Source organism: Viridibacillus sp. d25.2 (assembly GCF_055456015.2).
Genome location: NZ_CM196652.1, coordinates 2,202,265 through 2,221,284 on the forward strand (window position 1 = coordinate 2,202,265; position 19,020 = coordinate 2,221,284).

Annotated in this window: 18 protein-coding genes and 1 pseudogene; 12 read left to right on the plus strand and 7 right to left on the minus strand. The window is 33.6% G+C overall.

The features are described from left to right. Nucleotides 1–7: 7 nt before the first annotated feature. A complete protein-coding gene (locus tag ACZLO7_RS11170; protein WP_464941319.1) occupies nt 8–694 on the plus strand; it encodes a response regulator transcription factor in 687 nt (228 codons plus the stop codon). Beyond that, on the plus strand, nt 691–1,743 hold the full coding sequence (locus tag ACZLO7_RS11175; RefSeq protein ID WP_464941318.1) for a HAMP domain-containing sensor histidine kinase: 1,053 nt from the start codon (nt 691–693) through the stop codon (nt 1,741–1,743). Before ACZLO7_RS11170 ends, ACZLO7_RS11175 begins: the two co-directional genes overlap by 4 nt. A 202-nt stretch (nt 1,744–1,945) precedes the next feature. On the opposite strand, the gene ACZLO7_RS11180 is transcribed toward ACZLO7_RS11175, so the two are convergent. After that, on the minus strand, nt 1,946–2,125 hold the full coding sequence (locus ACZLO7_RS11180; protein ID WP_464941316.1) for a small acid-soluble spore protein H: 180 nt from the start codon (nt 2,123–2,125) through the stop codon (nt 1,946–1,948). Between the two features lie 157 nt (nt 2,126–2,282). Between ACZLO7_RS11180 and ACZLO7_RS11185 the strand changes: the two are divergent. Further along, nucleotides 2,283–3,167: pseudogene (locus ACZLO7_RS11185) on the plus strand (aminoglycoside phosphotransferase family protein). A gap of 102 nt (nt 3,168–3,269) precedes the next feature. Further along, nucleotides 3,270–3,851 carry an O-methyltransferase gene (locus ACZLO7_RS11190; RefSeq protein WP_464941314.1) on the plus strand — a complete coding sequence of 194 codons (582 nt, stop codon included), beginning with the start codon at nt 3,270–3,272 and terminating at the stop codon, nt 3,849–3,851. Nucleotides 3,852–4,044: 193 nt separating this feature from the next. Here the strand turns inward: ACZLO7_RS11190 and ACZLO7_RS11195 are convergent, their stop codons facing one another. The 4 genes from ACZLO7_RS11195 to ACZLO7_RS11210 form a co-directional block, all read right to left on the minus strand. Further along, nucleotides 4,045–4,695: a hypothetical protein gene (locus ACZLO7_RS11195; RefSeq protein ID WP_464941313.1), complete on the minus strand. Its 651-nt coding sequence runs from the start codon at nt 4,693–4,695 to the stop codon at nt 4,045–4,047. 17 nt (nt 4,696–4,712) lie between these two features. Continuing rightward, complete coding sequence (locus ACZLO7_RS11200) at nt 4,713–5,111, minus strand: permease prefix domain 1-containing protein (protein ID WP_464941311.1); 399 nt, start codon at nt 5,109–5,111, stop codon at nt 4,713–4,715. Beyond that, on the minus strand, nt 5,108–5,437 hold the full coding sequence (locus ACZLO7_RS11205) for a PadR family transcriptional regulator (RefSeq protein ID WP_200747843.1): 330 nt from the start codon (nt 5,435–5,437) through the stop codon (nt 5,108–5,110). Before ACZLO7_RS11205 ends, ACZLO7_RS11200 begins: the two co-directional genes overlap by 4 nt. A 549-nt stretch (nt 5,438–5,986) precedes the next feature. Continuing rightward, entirely contained in the window at nt 5,987–6,571 is a 585-nt protein-coding gene (locus ACZLO7_RS11210) for a LysE family transporter (protein ID WP_464941309.1), read from the minus strand. 115 nt (nt 6,572–6,686) lie between these two features. On the opposite strand from ACZLO7_RS11210, the gene ACZLO7_RS11215 reads away from it, so the two are divergent. The 8 genes from ACZLO7_RS11215 to ACZLO7_RS11250 all read left to right on the plus strand — a co-directional run bounded on the left by ACZLO7_RS11215 (nt 6,687) and on the right by ACZLO7_RS11250 (nt 16,421). Next, nucleotides 6,687–7,241 (plus strand): helix-turn-helix domain-containing protein, encoded by a 555-nt coding sequence (locus ACZLO7_RS11215; RefSeq protein ID WP_464941308.1) that lies wholly within the window; start codon nt 6,687–6,689, stop codon nt 7,239–7,241. Between the two features lie 133 nt (nt 7,242–7,374). Continuing rightward, nucleotides 7,375–8,052 (plus strand): GNAT family N-acetyltransferase, encoded by a 678-nt coding sequence (locus tag ACZLO7_RS11220; protein WP_464941307.1) that lies wholly within the window; start codon nt 7,375–7,377, stop codon nt 8,050–8,052. A 556-nt stretch (nt 8,053–8,608) separates the two neighbouring features. Next, entirely contained in the window at nt 8,609–8,980 is a 372-nt protein-coding gene (locus tag ACZLO7_RS11225) for a hypothetical protein (RefSeq protein WP_464941306.1), read from the plus strand. Nucleotides 8,981–9,207: 227 nt separating this feature from the next. Next, entirely contained in the window at nt 9,208–10,212 is a 1,005-nt protein-coding gene (locus ACZLO7_RS11230) for a LacI family DNA-binding transcriptional regulator (RefSeq protein WP_464941305.1), read from the plus strand. 170 nt (nt 10,213–10,382) lie between these two features. Then, nucleotides 10,383–11,663 carry a hypothetical protein gene (locus tag ACZLO7_RS11235; RefSeq protein WP_464941304.1) on the plus strand — a complete coding sequence of 427 codons (1,281 nt, stop codon included), beginning with the start codon at nt 10,383–10,385 and terminating at the stop codon, nt 11,661–11,663. A gap of 18 nt (nt 11,664–11,681) precedes the next feature. Next, nucleotides 11,682–13,100: an aldehyde dehydrogenase family protein gene (locus ACZLO7_RS11240; RefSeq protein WP_464941303.1), complete on the plus strand. Its 1,419-nt coding sequence runs from the start codon at nt 11,682–11,684 to the stop codon at nt 13,098–13,100. A 17-nt stretch (nt 13,101–13,117) separates the two neighbouring features. After that, the gene (locus ACZLO7_RS11245; RefSeq protein ID WP_464941301.1) at nt 13,118–14,299 is read left to right on the plus strand and encodes an iron-containing alcohol dehydrogenase; all 1,182 of its coding nucleotides are present in this window, start codon (nt 13,118–13,120) and stop codon (nt 14,297–14,299) included. Between the two features lie 352 nt (nt 14,300–14,651). After that, a complete protein-coding gene (locus ACZLO7_RS11250; protein ID WP_511261412.1) occupies nt 14,652–16,421 on the plus strand; it encodes an IS1182 family transposase in 1,770 nt (589 codons plus the stop codon). Nucleotides 16,422–17,165: 744 nt separating this feature from the next. On the opposite strand, the gene ACZLO7_RS11255 is transcribed toward ACZLO7_RS11250, so the two are convergent. Both ACZLO7_RS11255 and ACZLO7_RS11260 read right to left on the minus strand, forming a co-directional pair. Beyond that, nucleotides 17,166–18,023 (minus strand): DMT family transporter, encoded by an 858-nt coding sequence (locus ACZLO7_RS11255; protein WP_464940966.1) that lies wholly within the window; start codon nt 18,021–18,023, stop codon nt 17,166–17,168. 68 nt (nt 18,024–18,091) lie between these two features. Then, the gene (locus tag ACZLO7_RS11260; RefSeq protein ID WP_464940965.1) at nt 18,092–18,904 is read right to left on the minus strand and encodes a TrmB family transcriptional regulator; all 813 of its coding nucleotides are present in this window, start codon (nt 18,902–18,904) and stop codon (nt 18,092–18,094) included. Nucleotides 18,905–19,020: the final 116 nt, after the last annotated feature.

Below are 19,020 nucleotides of genomic sequence, written 5' to 3' on the forward strand. Positions count from 1 at the left end.
AATAAGTTTGAATGGAAAGGTTTTAATTGTTGATGATGATCCAGAAATCAGAAATCTAATTTCTATCTATTTAGAAAATGAAGGACTAGAAATAATCAAGGCGAGCGACGCACTAGAAGCATTAGAGTTATTGGAAGTCCATCATTTTGATTTGATTATTTTGGACATTATGATGCCTAAAATGGATGGAATCGAGGCATGTATGAAAATTAGGGAAGAACGTAATATGCCTATCATCATGCTATCAGCTAAATCCGAGGATATCGATAAAATACAAGGTCTATCTTCTAGTGCAGATGATTATCTAAGCAAACCGTTTAACCCGTTAGAATTAATAGCCAGGGTCAAATCTCAACTCAGAAGGTATAAAAAATATAATATTGAAACAGAAAGTAATAAGAGTGTAATTAGAATTGGTGATTTAACCATAAATACAGATACCCATCAAGTATGGATTAATAATAGCGAAGTAAGGCTTACACCTAAAGAATTTGATATCCTTGAACTTCTAGCTCGTAATAAGGGCATTGTACTAAGCGTTGAGAAAATATATGAAGCTGTTTGGAAGGAAAACTTCTTTAAATCTGATAGCGCTGTGATGGTTCATATTACAAAAATCAGATTCAAAATTGAAGATGATCCGAAACATCCTATTTACATCAAAACCGTTTGGGGAGTAGGGTATAAAATATGAGGAGTAAAAGACTAAGTGTTCAACTCCTTACAGTAATAGCAATTAGCTTTATGATCTCAGTCATAATTGTAGGTAGCATTTTACCATATGTTATGGGGTATTTTATTGAAAATCCTAATGATGTGACGCTATTTAATTTATTATGGATATCTGCTGTCATGTTAATTTTTATTATATGTCTTTTAGTAATGATCCGAAAAAAAATAAAATACCTTCAACATATTATAGAGAGTGTTCAAGCCATTGCAAATGGAAAACTGGGTAATACTATTGAAATTAAGGGTAATGATGAGTTAAGTCAACTTGCCGCGAATATCAACTATATGTCAAAAGAATTGGAAAATAAGTTCAAATATGAGAGGCAAATAGAGAGTGCAAAAAACGAACTTATTACAAATATTTCACACGATTTGCGTACACCTTTAACGTCCATCATAGGATATATAGATTTATTGAAAAAAAAAGAATATAGAGATGATGAACAATTATATGATTATCTGGAAACTATTTATTCTAAATCACAAAACTTTAAGAAACTTATTAATGAACTATTTGAATACACCAAACTTACAAGTCCTGATCTAAAATTAAACTTTACAGAAGTTGAATTAGGAAGATTATTAGAACAAATAATAGGAGAATACATTCCAATTTTAGAAAAGGAAAGTCTGGACATTCAAAAATCAATAACTGAAGAAGATATACACGTATCGATGGATATTGAAAAAATGGTGCGTGTCTATGATAATCTTCTAATGAATGTAATAAAATACAGCATGAAACCCTCCATTATAAAAGTAGATCTTCATAAAGTGGGCATAAAAACTATTTTGTCTATATCCAATCAAGTAGAGAACTTACAAGTACAAGACGTTAATAAATTATTTGAACGCTTTTATCGAGGTGATAAGGCAAGAAAGGAAGATGGAGGGTCTGGAATTGGACTTGCCATCTCTAAAAGAATTATAGAGCTCCATGGTGGAACAATTAAGGCTGATTATATAGAAGGTTGGTTAACCTTTACAATTGAATATATCGTTAAAGAATAATGGCCTAATGCTCTGGCTGACCTAATAATACGAACGGGTGCTTTAGTAGAAGAGCATAGAACTGTTCAAGCAGCTCTTTTTTTCTTTTAACGAGGGAGGATAGTTCAACAAGGGGTTAGATTGATTAATAAGATGGGACTTGAATTTTATAGAATAATAAACCACCACCCGAAAGTGAAGGTTTATTATTGAATCGAGGGAATTACTGTTCTTTTAAGCTGGCTACAGAAACACTTTGTTTTTTATTTGGTTCATCGAGGGGATGGATTGTAGCTGTTCCATTTTGTTTGTCCACGTGCTCAATGTAGACACTTTCCTCATTATAGGTTACATTAGCCATAATTTGTAAAGAAGCAATTTCTTCTGCTCGTTGTGCGTTCATTTTATCCACCTCCTTTGGGTTTGCAACAGGTATAATATTTGTTCCAAATTACTTAAATATACTTGTTGTAAATAAAATACTTCCTAGAATCACTAACATCCTTGTAGTAGTAAGTATATGGTAAATTAAATGTAATCAAATTAAAGGGAGAAATTAAATGATAAAAATCGACGTAAATTTAGTTTCGAAGTTAATAAATAGCCAATTTTCAGAGTGGTCTAATTTGGAAATTAAGCCTGTTAAAAAAAGTGGGAATGATAATAAAACTTTTCACTTAGGCAACAGTATGAGCGTTTGGTTACCAAGTGATTAAGCCTATGCACCCAAAGTTGAAAAAGAACAGAAATGGTTACCCATTTTAGCCAAGCATCTTTCTACACCAATATCTGAACCATTAGCTAAAGGAGAACCAAGTGAGAATTACCCATATCCTTGGTCAGTCAACAAATACGCTAGATGGAGAGATATTAACTATAGAAAATCTAGATGATCCGAATCAATTTGCGAATGAATTGGGGGGTTTTTAGTTGAATTACAATCTATTGACGCTAGTGGAGGTCCCTTAGCAGGGGAACATAATTTTTATAGAGGCGGTGATATTGTTGTATATGATGATGAATGTAGAGATGCCATTAATAATAATGTAACTACTTTTAATAAACACCTATTGAAAGAAATTTGGGAATCGGCATTAATTTCAAAGTGGGCTGGTGAACCAGTTTGGATCCACGGCGACATAGCCCCAGGAAATATATTAATTAAAAATGGTAAATTACGTGCGGTTATTGATTTTGGGATATTGGGAGTAGGAGATCCTTCTTGCGATGCTGCAATGGCTTGGACATTTTTTGATGATAGAAGCAGAAAGACATTTAAGAATGCATTGAATTTTGATGAAGAAACTTGGAATAGAGCAAGAGGTTGGGCTTTATGGAAGGCTTTAATAACTTACGACTATTATAAACAATCTAACAAAGCAGTCGCAGATGAACAATGTAATATTATAAACGTAATCATTAATGATTACGAAACTGAAGGATAAAGGCATTAAAATAGAATTTTTATTGCACTAACGGAGCAGGTTTCTAAAGAAGAGACATCGAATATAAGATGTAAATCATCATAATGAAGGTGGTTAATTATAATGTCTACTTTATATCGTTCGAATACATATATGCCAGAATTAGTTCAGGCTAGCAAGTTATTAGCTAAAAGAAATGACTTTGAAAATTCCTGTTCAGATGAAGCTGGAAGACTATTATCAGTTCTCGTTGGACAAATAACACAAGGGGAAATTCTTGAGGTTGGAACTGGTTTTGGTGTAGGGAGTTCTTGGATACTTTCATCCATTGCTCCAACAGTAAAATTTATTACGGTGGATAATTCAAAAGAAAAAATTGATGCTACTGCTAATCATATTAGACATAACCAAGCGGAATTTATTTGTGGGGATTGGAAAGAGGTTATTGCAAAAGGTCCTTTTCAATTTATTTTTGCCGATGCAGCTGCTGCAAAAACGATTGAAGGAGAGCTATTATTCAATACATTAAATATCGGAGGAATGTTATTTATGGACGATTTTACTCCTGAAGAGCAATTTCCTGATGAATGGAAAGGTAAGCCAGATAAAGTTAGAGAATATTGGCTAAATCATTGTGGATTGATAGCAACAGAAATTTACTTAACACCAACTTCATCTGCACTACTAGCAACAAAGGTGATTTAGTTAAATTTTCGATTCGTGAAATATCATAACGATCTTTGAGATACTGCCTAAATATAAAACCCCTAAGGGTAGTGGGGGAATGGCTAATCATATAGTAATAAGAATGTGAAATACAAACCCCAATATCGATGTTGGGGTTTGTATAAGTGTTTTTATGTTAAATTACTATATTTATGCTTTTCACAACTGTTGCCTAATTCTCATTAATACCTTTATATCTTCTCCTTTTGTAAACATAAAAGTACATACAAAGAGGCCACCACATCACCAAAAAGATTGGGTAAATAGCCCATATTGTCCCTGGTGAAGAAACAACATTTACAGTAATAAAAAAGATGCTAATAAGTATACTTGCATTAAAAGAGAATGCAACGGAAGTTTTTTTCTTTGCATGATATAAAGCTAATGGCCACCACATTATTAGGAATGCAGGGTAAATCGCCCAAGGATATTGGGGAGAAAGTGTAATATTTAATATTGAATAATAAATAATGGTAATGGAACTGCCAATAAGTGCAACTGTTATTGATTTAGCTTTTTCCTCTAAAAACATGAGAATTGGCCACCATATGATTGGGAAAACAGCGTATATAAACCATAAATGGTTTGGTGAATATAAATAATTTTCAATTAAAAGGAAAGAAATTAACATGAAACTACAGATAAGAGAGTATTGTTTATATAATTTCTTAAACATAAAATAAAGGGTAATAGGCCAGAGTAAAAGTAGGAAACATGGATAAATAAACCAAATCTCATTCGGTGATGTTATATAATTAGTAATTCCTAAAAATAACATGGTCATAAAGCTACCAGCTACGGCAAAACTAAAATAATTTTTCATTATCTATTCTCCTTTCCTTATTGCTTACGTGACCATACGAAATACATTGAAAGTGGCCACCATAATATAGCGAATATTGGGTATATTGCCCAAATTGTATCTGGGGTATAGTAGAAGTTGATAAATACAAAAAATACAATTATTAAGCTACTTCCCCAAATAGAGAACTCTAAATTTAATTTAGCCATGTTTTTCATCTCTGGCTGTTTCACTCCTAGTTCTTTTTTTAACTCTTCAATATCTCCAAATTCAACAATGGCTTTATTAATGGCATCTTCTTCTTCTTTTCCATGATCCATTAAATAGAACACTTTCTCTTCAAGATTTTGCATAATCTCTTGTTTAACCATTTCGGTTTCGTTATTACTAGGAATGTCCTTAAATAATTCATCAATATGATTTTTCATTTTCTTCATTCTAAACCCTCCATAAACAAGTTGATAATTTCCTTCACTTCTGTCCATTCACTTACTAGTTCTTTTAAATACGCTTTTCCTAAAGTGGTAATGCGGTAATACTTTCTTTTTCCACCATGAGAGACATCCCCATAATATGCTTCAATAAGTTCTCTTTTTTCTAACCGTTGAAACACAGCGTATAAAGTTGCTTCTTTGATTTGAAAACGATTATCTGTACGTAAACTAATTTCCTGAGATATTTCATATCCATATCGATCTTTCTCCAAAAACAGCCGTAAAATAATTGAATCCAAGTGTCCACGAATGATATCACTTCTAACCATAAGTCACCTGCTTAGATATTATTGTTCTACCTGATAGAGTAATGTTAACAAACATTACTCTGCCTGTCAAAGTAATTGGAGTAAAAATGATTAATTATTTTTGTAAGTAAATACAATAATAGGAATATGATAGCTGGTGTTGTTTTATATGTTGTTTTATACAAAAATTATATAAAAAAAGATTACGAAACAATGTCTTGGAGGAATTGTTTCGTAATCTCTAAAAATAATAAACTTTTCGTCTTCTATAGTGGATACATTAATCTTTAATACGCGTTCACGATAAAAGTCGCCTATATAGTTTTGATCAATCGGATTAAAAAAAGATGTTACTGTCATCAGTAAACACTTGATATGCTTTTAATAATTTCTTCGCCTATGTGATTAATGAAGGTAATCCTTTAGCTGTAAAGCTTATTCAACAATTTTCAGAGCTAACTTCTAAAGACTACATTAGTAGTAAAAGATTTTGTTACAGGAATTGTTTAATAATTGAACATGAACAAAAAAGCACCGAATTAGGTCGCCTTTTTTCTTATTAAATTTCTACTATTTGACAAGAATTGAAAAAGCACTATAAAGCAATAAGGCTGCCATTACTATATTAAATTGTTGTCTGTATTGTAATAAGTGTTTTTGAAAAATTGAACCAAATAGACTCCAACTAAATGTACTTAGTAAACCAACCAGTCCTAAAAATAATGAGAAAAGAAGATAGCTGGCATATGAAGTGTAATAGGGGAGAATGAAAGTTGATACTACTGTAATTCCAAAAAGAATACCTTTAGGGTTTACAAATTGTAACAAGATACCTATGAAGAAACCTTTACTTTTACCATCATCATTTTCACTGTCAAGATCCCTACTAGTAAGGATTTTATAAGTCAAATATAACATATAAGCTACACCGAAAATTGCCAAAGGAAGTTCGATTATTGGTAGAGCACTTATAAGGATGTTATTTAAAAAACTACACAATAATGTGATGACAAAAAATCCAACACCTACTCCTAGACAAAACCTAAATGTGTTTTTATAACCATGTTTATTCGCTAACGCCATCGCCATGATATTATTGGGACCTGGAGTAAAGCTGGAAATAAAAACAAATAATAAAAATGAAAATATAGGCATTTTTAGACCTCCCTTTTACTTTGTATGTTATAATGTCCGAAATAAACAATATAACGTAATGCTTTTTATTATACATAATGGTCGTTATATTGTACATGTAAATTGAGGTGAGTTTATGGAGGAAATACAACTTATTCTTGCAAGAAATTTAAAAGCTATTAGAGAGAAGGAAAAATTAAGTTTGGAGAAGGTATCTCAATTAAGCGGTGTTAGTAAAACGATGATAGGGCAAATAGAAAGAGGAGAGTCAAGTCCGACTCTTACAACTATTTGGAAAATAGCTAATGGACTAAAGATTTCCTTTACATCCCTTATAAATAATCCCAAACCAGATACAAAAGTTATTTTAAAAAGTGAAATTGAAGTATTATCTGAAGACAATGGAAGGTATAGAGTATATCCTTCTTTTCCTTACCAAGATGATCGAAGCTTCGAAGTTTATTCTGTTGAAATTGATAAAGATGGGGTATTAAGTTCAGATTCTCATAGGGAGGGGACTGAGGAATTCATCACTGTTTTTGATGGAGAATTAACGATTAGTGTAAGTGGCAGTAGTTATATTTTGAAAAGTGGTGACTCAATCAGATTTAAGGCTGACAGACCTCACAAATATCATAATTCGGGGGACACTTTAACACGCTTAAGTATGACAATCTATTATCCGACCTAGCAATACTTTTTTTAGAGCTAAAGTACAGACAGCTCACTTTTCATCTTCAATTAGAAGGGGAGAGAAATAAAAAAGTTTTTTTCAAAGACAAAAACGAGCCTAATTTGGCATGTTTAATTATGGAGGGATGTTTATGTTATCCGAAATAGAATTAATGGAACATCATGTGAATGTGTTATTTAAACATGATTTTGAAAATCGAGTAACAGTCATAAATGAACCACCATACGATGTTGCACCAAGAATTTTCATTGGAGGCACTAACTTGGGAAGTTTAGTAAGATATTCCAATACGCTGGATGAGGGCCTTGTAGAGAAGTTAGAGCAGGCAATAGGTACGAAATCAGGTGTTGAACTAGGGGAAGTAATTAATGTTTTAAGTAGTGACCGTCAAATAAATAATATATGGATAGGCCCTGCATATGTATTTCCAGATGTAAGAGATAGGGCGGATGCACAAGCAATACAAGTAACTCATGAAAATAAAGAAATGTTAAAGCCTTATTTTCCATATACATTTGAGGATTTTGAGTATAAGCAACCTTGTTTTGTAATAGTTGAAGAAAATATACCCATTTCGATTTGCTGTAGTGCTAGGAAGACCACAAAAGCAGACGAAGCAAGTGTATACACACATGAAGATTATCGTGGTAGAGGATACGGTATAGATGTTACAAATGCTTGGGCAGCAGAGGTACAAAAACAAGGGCGAATTGCTCTATATAGCACTTCGTGGGATAATTTTGCATCCCAATCTGTGGCAAGGAAACTAAATTTGCTTCAGTATGGAACAGACATTCATATTAGTTAAAGTAACCTTAATGCAATAGACATCTTTTTCAAATAACGTGCTTAATTAAAAAAATGAAATAACTATTTATGCTCAACACATCTGTATAGGTACAGATGTGTTTTTTAATACGATAGTTGTAACGGCCGGATTAATCGAAAAGAGGTAATATCGTATGAAAGAGTCACTAAAGGGAATTGTTCTGTTTATACTACAGATTCAAGAGGTAACAAAAGCATAAATATTCGACTTGGAGAACAATATTTTACTGATCAAGGTCATTTTGATATAAAAGATGGTTCGTATTATTGTAAAGTAACGCATTATGAAAATACAGAATGGCCTACTGGTATAAAAATTTTTATAAAAAACAAGGTGGAAAAATTGTAATTTCTTATTGAGCAGCGATATTATGTCGCTGCTCTTTTATATTCCAATAATTTTATACATATGATATCAACTATTGAAGCATATTCTAATATAAGTAATTATCAATATTTTAATTATCTGTAAAAAATATGGTAACATCAGCTTTTTTGACTTTGTTTAAAATACGTTTAAAAAAAGGGGAGCTTTATTGAAACAGAAAAAGATTAATACCATCGTTTTCTTTTGCTTATCAATCATGTTATTCGGATGTGCTAGTGATGAAGAGCGTATTGAGGTGTCATTTGAATTATCAAATGATATTAAAATAAATGTAACTCAAGTAGCAAAAGATTATCTTATCAAAAATAATTGTGGAACCTCAGAAACTATCCAAGTTGAAACAGCTAGTATTACTGACTATTTAGTCAATGCATCAGATGGAATTTCAAAACCAAAAGATATTGGGCAAGTAGTATATAAAGTAACTTTTAAAGATAAATCACATGTCTCTACTGGTTTACCAGAAGTTTTGATTAAAAAAGATAATAATCGTGTAGTTGGGTTTACTGTAGGGAAATGAGCTATAAAAGACATAAAGGTATAATTTACAGTTTGCAATTCATTAGAAATATGCAAACTGTTATATTTTATTTCGATTTTGGTAGATAAATAGAATAGTAATCTTAAATTTTAGATTGAAATTTTTACGTATTATCTGAATTCATATAACAAACAAATTGCTAGAAAACTTTACTGAATTGCCGTTTTCCATGTATATTTAAGAGAGAAATTAAAGGAAAAGGGGCAATGATAGTGGTTTCTTCAAAAGATGTTGCCAAACATGCAGGAGTTTCACAAACGACTGTTTCACGAGTACTAAATACACCTGATTTAGTAAAGCAAAAAACAAAAGATAAAGTATTAAAAGCAATTGAAAAATTAAGCTATGTACCAGATGCAAATGCTCGCTCACTAGTACAGAAAAAAACTGGTGTCATCACGCTTTTATCAGGGCCATTACATAATCCGTTCTTTGTAGATACTACAACTGCAATTGTTAACTATGCAAACGAAAATGGATATCGAGTTAATGTTCACTTTGTGAATGATAAAAAGCTTTCGGAAGCATATTCATCAGCAATTGAAAACAAAGTAGATGGCATGATTTTGTCATGCATTTTATTAGATGACCCGATTTTTGAAAGATTAAAAAAGATGTCTATTCCATTTATAACGTATAACCGTAAACATAAAAATGGAGAACTCTTTGTAGAAATTGACAATGAAGAGGCAGGTTTTTTAGCTGCGGAGCATTTAATACAACTTGGCCATAAAGATATTGCCTGGGTTGGAGGTCCTTTAACGGTGAGTACATTTAAAAATCGCTTTGAAGGATACAAAAAAGCTTTGAAAAAATATCGAATTATTGAGAATCCCTTATATATTTTCCATACAGATTCATCTAAAAATGATATTCAAAAGGCGTTTGAAACGTTGCAGAAATGTAAAGAAAAACCAACCGCCATTTGTAGTGGGGCAGACTCAGTAGCATTTAATTTAATGAATAATGCCTTAAGCTCTGGATTAAAAATACCAGAAGATATTAGCATAATTGGAATTGATAATGTGGACTTGAGTAACCATGGAGCTATGCAATTGACAACGGTAGGGAGTATTACAGAGAATAACTTAGGACGTCTGGCGATTGAAAAGCTTATTGAGATGATCGAGCTAGAAAAAAGTACTTGCATTCAAATAACTGAATCTGTTAAAGTCTTTTTAAGAAATACAACAGCTAAAAGAAAAGATTGAATCTTTTCTATTTAACAAAATGAATACGTAACCATTTCGGTTAACTTTTATTTTTGATATGAAATGGTTACGTATTCATTTAAGTTTAGTATTTTGATATGTGTTGGATTTTTTAATTTCTTTCAACATGTAAGGGGATACATAAAGAAAGCAAAGGGGAGAAATGATTCATGCTATGGAAAAAACGGAAGTATGGGGAAGAGTCACCGTATATACCAGCTGGACCATTCAAAATTAGGCTTCCATTCATTCACTACAAATTTGAATGGCCAGATTATGTGCAAGGGCTATTGATGTGTGCAGTAGATCTTTCAGCAATACCATTAATGACAGAAGTATTAGGGATGCCTTTTGAAGTGGCTTTAGCAATTGTAATGCTAAACGGATTATTTTATTTATTACACCATCTATTAGGGGATCCTGTAGTACCAGGTTGGATTACACCAGCTATTCCGTTACTTGTATTGTATGTTCAAGAATTTCCAGAGGGACCTGATAGAATACATGCCCTCATAGCCTTCCAAATGACACTTGGGATAATGTCACTTATACTCGGTGCAACTGGACTAGCAACAAAAGTTGTTCGTATTATCCCACCTGCAATGAAATCTGGCATTATTTTAGGGGCGGGATTTGCAGCGATTATTTCAGTATTCCAAGTAGGCGGTAAATTTGATTCATTCCCATGGACAATCACAATCGCTGTTGGTATTGGATTTTATTTATTATTTTCTAAACAATTTTCTATTTTGCAAAACAAGAATAGTATATTAAGTTTCATTGGTAAGTTAGGGGTATTGCCTGTTATTTTGTTGGCAGTTTTTGTTGCACCAATCTTTGGGGAAGCACCTTGGCCAGCAATTGAATGGGGCTTTTCAAAACCAGATTTTATAAAACTTTGGAATGAATATACAGTGTTTGGCTTAGGTTTGCCACCATTGAAAACATTTTTATTAGCTATTCCAACAGTAATCGCGGCATACATCGTATTATTCGGTGATGTTTTACAAGCAAAAGCATTAATAGATGAAGGGCAAGTAGTTAGACCAGATGAAAAGCTTGATTTAAATCCAAATCGTTCTCATTGGATTTTTGGTATTCGTAACTCCGCTATGAGTATTCTTGGACCAGATGTATCAATGTGTGGACCATTGTGGGCAGCGATGCAAGTTGTCACTGTAGAACGATTCAAAAAAGGCCGAAAAGCGATGGACTCGTTCTTCGGAGGTATTGGTTCATTAAGTGTTAAAGTTGGTGTCCTTGAAGCTCGAAGTCAACGTGATCTGGGCGTTTCAGGTGTTATTGGTGCAGTACTTTGTATTAAAGGAGCAGCTTGGGGCTTTGCAGTAGGAATTCTTCTATGCTTACTCATTTACGGGAAAGACTTCTTCAAAGGTGAAGTGGATAATACTTTTGTTAAAGATAGTGAAGAAAATAAAGAAAATGCTTAAAAAAGGAGATTTTGCTTTATGGAAAAAAGTTATTATATGAACGGTGAATGGAAAAAAACAGGACAATACGCGGATTTAGCATCACCACATACAAAAGAGATTATTGCGAAAATTCCACAGGCTACTAGAGGAGAAGTAGAAGAGGCTATCAATATTGCTTACGAAGCAAGAGAAAAAATGGCTAAACTAACTGCTTATGAAAGAGCGGCTATTCTTGAAGATATTACGAGATTATTTATCGAAAATAGAGAAGAAGCAGCTGAAATTATTTCTATTGAGGCTGCAAAACCTTTGAAATATGCCTTGGGCGAAATTGATCGTACGATTGAAACTTATAAATTTGCAGCTGAAGAAGCAAAACGTCTTACTGGAGAAATGATTCCAATGGATGCTGCCAAAAATGGTGTGAATCGTTTAGGATACACAATTGAGCAGCCAATTGGAGTTGTTGGTGCTATTACACCGTTTAACTTTCCGCAAAATTTAGTAGCACATAAGGTAGGGCCGGCCATTGCCGCTGGTAATACAATTGTTTTGAAACCAGCATCACAAACACCTCTATCAGCATTGTTTTTAGCGAAATTAATCGATCAAACTGCTTTACCAAAAGGTGCATTTAATGTAGTAACTGGTGGGGGTAAAATAGTTGGTGACGCATTAGTGGAGAGCGATAAAGTTAACATGATTACCTTTACAGGTAGCCCGTCCGTAGGAATTGGTATTCGTAATAAAGCAGGATTAAAGAAAGTGGCATTAGAATTAGGATCGAACGCAGGCCTTATTATTGATAAGAATGTCAATATTGATGAAATCGTTTCAAAATGCCTGAGTGGCGCATTTTCAAATCAAGGTCAAGTATGTATTTCACTACAACGAATTTATGTAATGGAGGAGCTTGCGGAAGAATTCATTTCTAAATTTGTTGAGAAAACAAAAGAGCTAGTCATTGGTAATCCGCTAGATTTAATAACCGATGTTTCTGCAATGATTCATGAAAAAGAACAACAACGTGCAACTGACTGGGTAAATGAAGCAGTGGAAGCAGGTGCTTCAGTATTAATCGGAGGTAAAGTTGAAAATGATGTTTTCATGCCAACGATTTTGGGAAATGTTGCAGAAGATGCAAAGCTTTCATGCCAAGAAGTTTTTGCACCTGTAGTTATTGTGAACAGAATTTCTTCAGTTGAAGAAGGCATTCTAGCAATTAACAACTCAAACTACGGTTTACAAGCAGGTATTTTCACGAGCGATATCAAGACAGCGTTTAAAGCTTCGAAAGAATTAGAAGTTGGTGGAGTTATGATCAACGATATTCCTACTTACCGTATTGACCAAATGCCTTATGGTGGTGTCAAAGAAAGTGGTACTGGGAAAGAAGGGCTGAAATACGCCATTCATGAAATGACCGAAACAAAACTTGTAGTTTGGAATCAATAAAAAGGGGAGCGATTGCAATGTCTGAAAAAATTACTTTTGCACCAATTAGCTATACTGGTTGGGGATCATTAGAACATTTAAAAGAAGAAGTTAAACGATTTAATGCGCAAAAAATTCTCCTAGTAACAGATCCATTCTTAGAAGAACTAGGATTAACAAATAATATAGTTGTACCACTCGAAAAAGCAGGTATAGAAGTTGATATCTACACTGAAGTTGTACCTGAACCACCATTAGCAATTGGTGAAAAAGTTGTTGCATATACGAGAGAGCATCAATTCGATTTAGTTATCGGTCTTGGTGGGGGTAGTGCATTAGATTTAACAAAAATTGCAGGTGTGTTAGCTACTCATGAAGGTAAAGTTGAAGACTATTTAAATTTAACTGGGACGAAGGAAATTCAATCAAAAGGGATTCCAACCATTCTTGTGCCAACAACATCAGGTACTGGATCTGAAATTACGAATATTTCAGTGCTATCATTAGAAACAACAAAAGATGTTATTGCACATGATTATTTACTTGCTGATGTGGCCATTGTAGATCCAGCATTAACAATTTCTTTACCACCAAAAATTACTGCTGCAACAGGTATCGATGCACTTACACATGCAGTTGAAGCATATATTTCAAAATTTGCTAGTCCAGTTTCAGATGCATTAGCACTACAAGCAATTCGTTTAATAAGCAATTCTATTCGTACAGCTGTAAAAAATGGTACCGATAAACAAGCTCGTTCAGATATGAGTTATGGTAGCTATTTAGCAGGACTTGCCTTCTTTAATGCAGGCGTAGCAGGAGTACACGCATTAGCTTATCCAATCGGAGGTCAATTCCATATTGCTCATGGTGACTCAAATGCCGTACTTCTTCCATATGTAATGGGCTATATTCGTCAAAGCTGTGAAAAACGTATGAAAGATATATATGAAGTAATGGGCTTTAGCACAACAAATCTTTCACAAACAGATGCATCATATAAATGTGTGATTGAGTTAAAACGTCTTGTAGAGGACGTTAACATTCCATCTACTTTAAAAGGCTTCAATATTACAGAAGATGCTTTAGAAGGACTTACAAATGATGCGATTGAACAAAAGCGTATTCTAGCAAGAAGTCCACTACCATTGTTAAAAGAAGACATCTTTGCGATTTATAAATCTGCATTTGATGGAGTTATTGTAGAGGAACAAAAGTAGTTTTATATAGAATGTAGTATAGCTGCTAGATGGGCAACAAATCGTAACACGAATCATAAGTGAAGTATATTACCGATATATGGATAAGGGATTTATCGAGTAGTTTTATTGTGGAAATGTGTGTGGGTAGAAATAGCTTTGTTGATTATGCAAATTGTAAACGGTATTTCTATCACATTTCTTAACAATAATTAAACATCATAAATAGCTCAAAAAAAGGGGCTGTCCCAAAAGTCGGTGAAAACCGACTTTTGAGTGCAGCCCTATTTCTTTAAATTTAAATACAAAAAAATCGCCTTTTCTTGTAAAATGTAAGTGACAAAACAAACAATTACGGAAAGGGCGATTTTTTATGAGCAATCCAAAGACTACTAACGAAAATTATAACATGACTCAAACAACGCTTACACTAGAAATTGGAGAAGAAACTCTCGTTTCTAGAAATCAAAATGAAAACCCTACATTCATTCCATATAATAACCAACAAAGTATATGCCTCTTCGATCTTCAAGACCTTATTCCAATTAATCATATTGCGCGAGTAGTGGATGAAATGATCGAAGGAATAGACGATGAATACTTCTTCGAACCATACAAAGGTGGTGGTCGCAGTGCATATCATCCTAAAATGATGGTAAAAGTCCTTCTCTATGCGTATTCGCAAAAAGTATATTCTTGCCGAGAAATCGCCAAATTACTGAATGAAAATCTCCCAGCAATGTGGCTAGCTGCGATGCAAAAACCAGATTATCGTACAATTAACCGTTTCAGAACATCGTTTATGGTTGAACGAATTCAACTATTATTTGAAAAAATGATTCATCAACTTATCGAACAAAAGTATATAACAATGGAAAACTACTTTTTAGATGGCACAAAGATTGAAGCTAACGCTAATAAGTATTCTTTTGTATGGAAAAAAGCAACAACTCGTTTTGAAGAAAAACTGAAAGAGAAAATTGATGAGACTTATCAATTTATTCAATCTGTCGTAAAAGGGGATGAATGCTCTATCGTGAGTGAGGACAACCAGTCCTCTATTACGCCAAAAGAGAAGCTAGAACAAGCAGAAGAGATTCTTACACGCCAAATCAGCAAGCAAACCAAAGAATTCCAAGATGAAACAGAACCAGAAGCCCGAAAGGAAAAACGTAGAAAGTTAAGCGAATCCAAGAAACTCAAAAAGCAAATTCGTGAAGATTTTCGTCCACGCCTTGAAAAGTATGAATACCAACAACAGTTATTCGGTGAGCGCAATAGCTATTCTAAAACGGATACCGACGCCACATTCATGCGGATGAAAGAAGATCACATGCAAAATGGACAATTAAAACCGGGTTACAATATACAAATGGCAACAGAAAATCAATTCATTCTTTTTTATACTCTGCATCAACGTCCAACTGATACACGATGCTTTATTCCACATTTGGAAGAATTGAAAAAATCATCCGTTCCGTTCCCAAAAAACGTCATAGCAGATGCCGGTTATGGAAGTGAAAGCAATTATCTCTATTCAATGGACCAAGAATTTCAGGCATTGATTCCTTATGGCACATTTTTAAGTGAACAAAAACGAAGTTATAAAAAAGACATTCGTCATGCAAGTAACTGGGTTTACAACGAACAAGATGATACATACATATGCCCTAACAATCGAAAAGTACTTTTTAAACGTTATTCTACACGTACAGATAAATATGGTTTTTCACGAGACTTCAAAATATATGAATGTGAAGATTGTACAGATTGCCCATTGAAAGCACAATGTTCAAAATCTAAAGGGAATCGACAGATTCACTACAATACCGTTTATGAAGAACTCAAAGCAAAAGCACAAACTAGCCTTTGGTCAGAACCAAACGCACAAATTTACGCTCGACGGAAAATCGAGGTAGAGAGTGTATTTGGTCATATCAAGGGCAATCGGTCGTTTCGTCGATTCTCACTTCGAGGTTTAGAAAAAGTGAGAACGGAGTACGGCATTGTGGCAATGGCCCACAATTTACTGAAAATAGCTGGAATCCTCCAGCTATTTTCACCAAAACAGAGAAAAACGAAAAAAGTTCCAAAGAAAAACAGTACGTTTTTCTTTGGAACTTTTATTTTAGGGACTTATTAGACAGCCCCTTCTTTTTATACATTTTCACTTGCTGAGGCATATTTTGTACTTGTTAAATTAGTAAAACTACTCATATTAATTGAATAAGGTTGAATTAAAACAGCAACTAAAAACCGAATAATAATAAATACTTTTGTGATTTTATAAATATCCTCCTAATATTAAATTGATTTACTTTCACTATTGCGAGTTCTTTTAAATAAATCACCAGCTAAATTAATTAATGCTCCTGCAATGAAAGCAGAGCAAGTCGTTAAATTAATTACATTTAGTCCCAATAACACAAGCGGCAAAATCAATAAGAAAATTTTCCAACTAAACACAACTTTTTTCGTATACTATCCCTCCTCAATATATATTATTTATGTTGCAAATATGTAACGCATTACTATAAATGAGATATTTTCCATATTTACAAAAATACACCAAATGATTTTGTTCTGTGAAATACGATATGTTCGGAATATGAACTATATTGTCGTTCCCGAAAAATAAGACCTGATTACGGTTAATTGGTGATTCTTGTTTACAAGAAGAATAAATCTTTAATTATGTGAATTCATATTCGCTAAAAGTTCGACGATTACATTATTTTATGTAAGTAAAATCGAAAGGATATCGACGGTGATAACTGAAATATAGAATTATCAAGAGGTAGGGAAGATAACTTACTAACTACTGTGTTTTTACTAGTTAAGTGAGCAATGGATTTCTATACCGTTTCATGTACAATAATTGCATGTGCTATTTTTTAAAAGCATACCCCATACCTAAAAATGTTAGTAGTATCCCAAGGATCTGGTATGTATCAGGATGATAACCTGTAAGTAGCACATCCAACAAAATTGCCACCGCTGGATCAAGAAAAACAAGTATAGCAATGGTTTGTGCTTTTAAGCTTCTTAGACTACTAAAAAACAAGTAGAAAACAAATCCTGTATGAACAAATCCAGTTAATAAAATATATCCCCAGTTCTCAACGCTCAACTGGCTAAATTTAGACCAATCTATTAATGGTAATAACATTACAACACCAAGACTTGTCTGAATAACTGTGAGTAAAATGGGATCGAGCGTACGAATGGCTTTTCCTGTTAAGGTTGTTAGCGCATAGAATAATGCTGCTCCAAACGCCCACAGAACGCCTGTTGATAAGAAATCATCGAATGATGAGTGTTGCTGAATTCCTCCGACGAGTAACGTTCCTATAAAGCAAATAACAATCGCAATGCCTGAGGGGAGAGTAATTTTTTCTTTAAATAATAGAGAACCAAGTAAAAGTACAAGAACAGGTGCTAAATGATATATAGAGATAGCTACTGTGATAGGCATTAATTCAAAAGATCGAAAGAAAAAGACCCAATTTACGATAAGAAAGAATCCACATAACACAGCAAATAAATATTCTTTTCTGAGGGCAGGCTCTTGATTTTTCTCCGCTCTTTTTCGTCGTCCAAGCCACCATACAAATCCTAAAAGAAGACTTGCACAAAGACAACGAATGAATACTAACTCAATTGACGGCAAATTTGTCTTTACAGAAAAATATCCGATAGATCCGAAAATAACCATTGATGCAGCGAATTTTAAATGCGCATTCATAATAAAACTCCTCTCATTATTAGTAGTTGTAATTATAACTACTATGTTTTTCGTGAAAAAAAACGGCCTTACTCAGGACGCTTTTTACCTGTCATAACATGGATTAGATCTTCTCTAGATTTCCAAAGTTTCTCCAACTTTTCTGGTCCATACGCACTTATGACTTCTTCTACCATGATGTCATGTCGAATGTATTCTGTTGCCACTAATACGAGCGCAGGGTCTTGTGATTTAATTGCCCATTCCGATCCACGGGCACTAAATTTTGCAATCAAGGCTTCTTCGTTGTCTCGAATAAGTATCGTTAAGTAACCACCCATTCTATCACTGACAATCTCTGGAGGCATATAGTTGTGATGATATGTATGACCGAAAGAAACCTCTTCCGCACCGAAAAGAACTGCAAAGACTGGAATGTCTTTTTCCTTTTCTCGAATAGGAACTTCAATCTTCGGCAAAATGTGTGACCAAGCCGATAACCAAATCTCTTTTTTTGCACTGCGTATCATCGAAATCATTTCTTGTACGATGTGATCGAAGTGAAAAATCCTACTAATAACATCAATTTTCTGATCACTTTCTAGTGCATTTAATGACTCTTCTAACGATTCAAACGACGTATCTAACTCTTCTCTAAGTCTAGTGAGAAGTTGTTTAGGATTAACTGGTACATAAACAATGGGGTCTGATGGAACTGTTTGAATAGCCCCTTTATCAAGCAATTTCCCTAATACTTCATAAATCATTGATCTAGGCACGCCTGATTGCTTACTAAGTTCATATCCTGTAATAGACGGGCTCTTTAACAAGCCTATGTAAGCCTTGCATTCATACTTAGAAAAGCCAAGTTTTTGCAATTCCTCTATAGCTTTCTCTTCCATTAACTTCCTCTCCTTGTAAAGTAGTTATATTACTAACTACTATAAAATAACGATGCTTATTTGTCTAGTAATAATATTGTTAAGTTAATAAAACAGATTAGTTGAATAGAATAAAA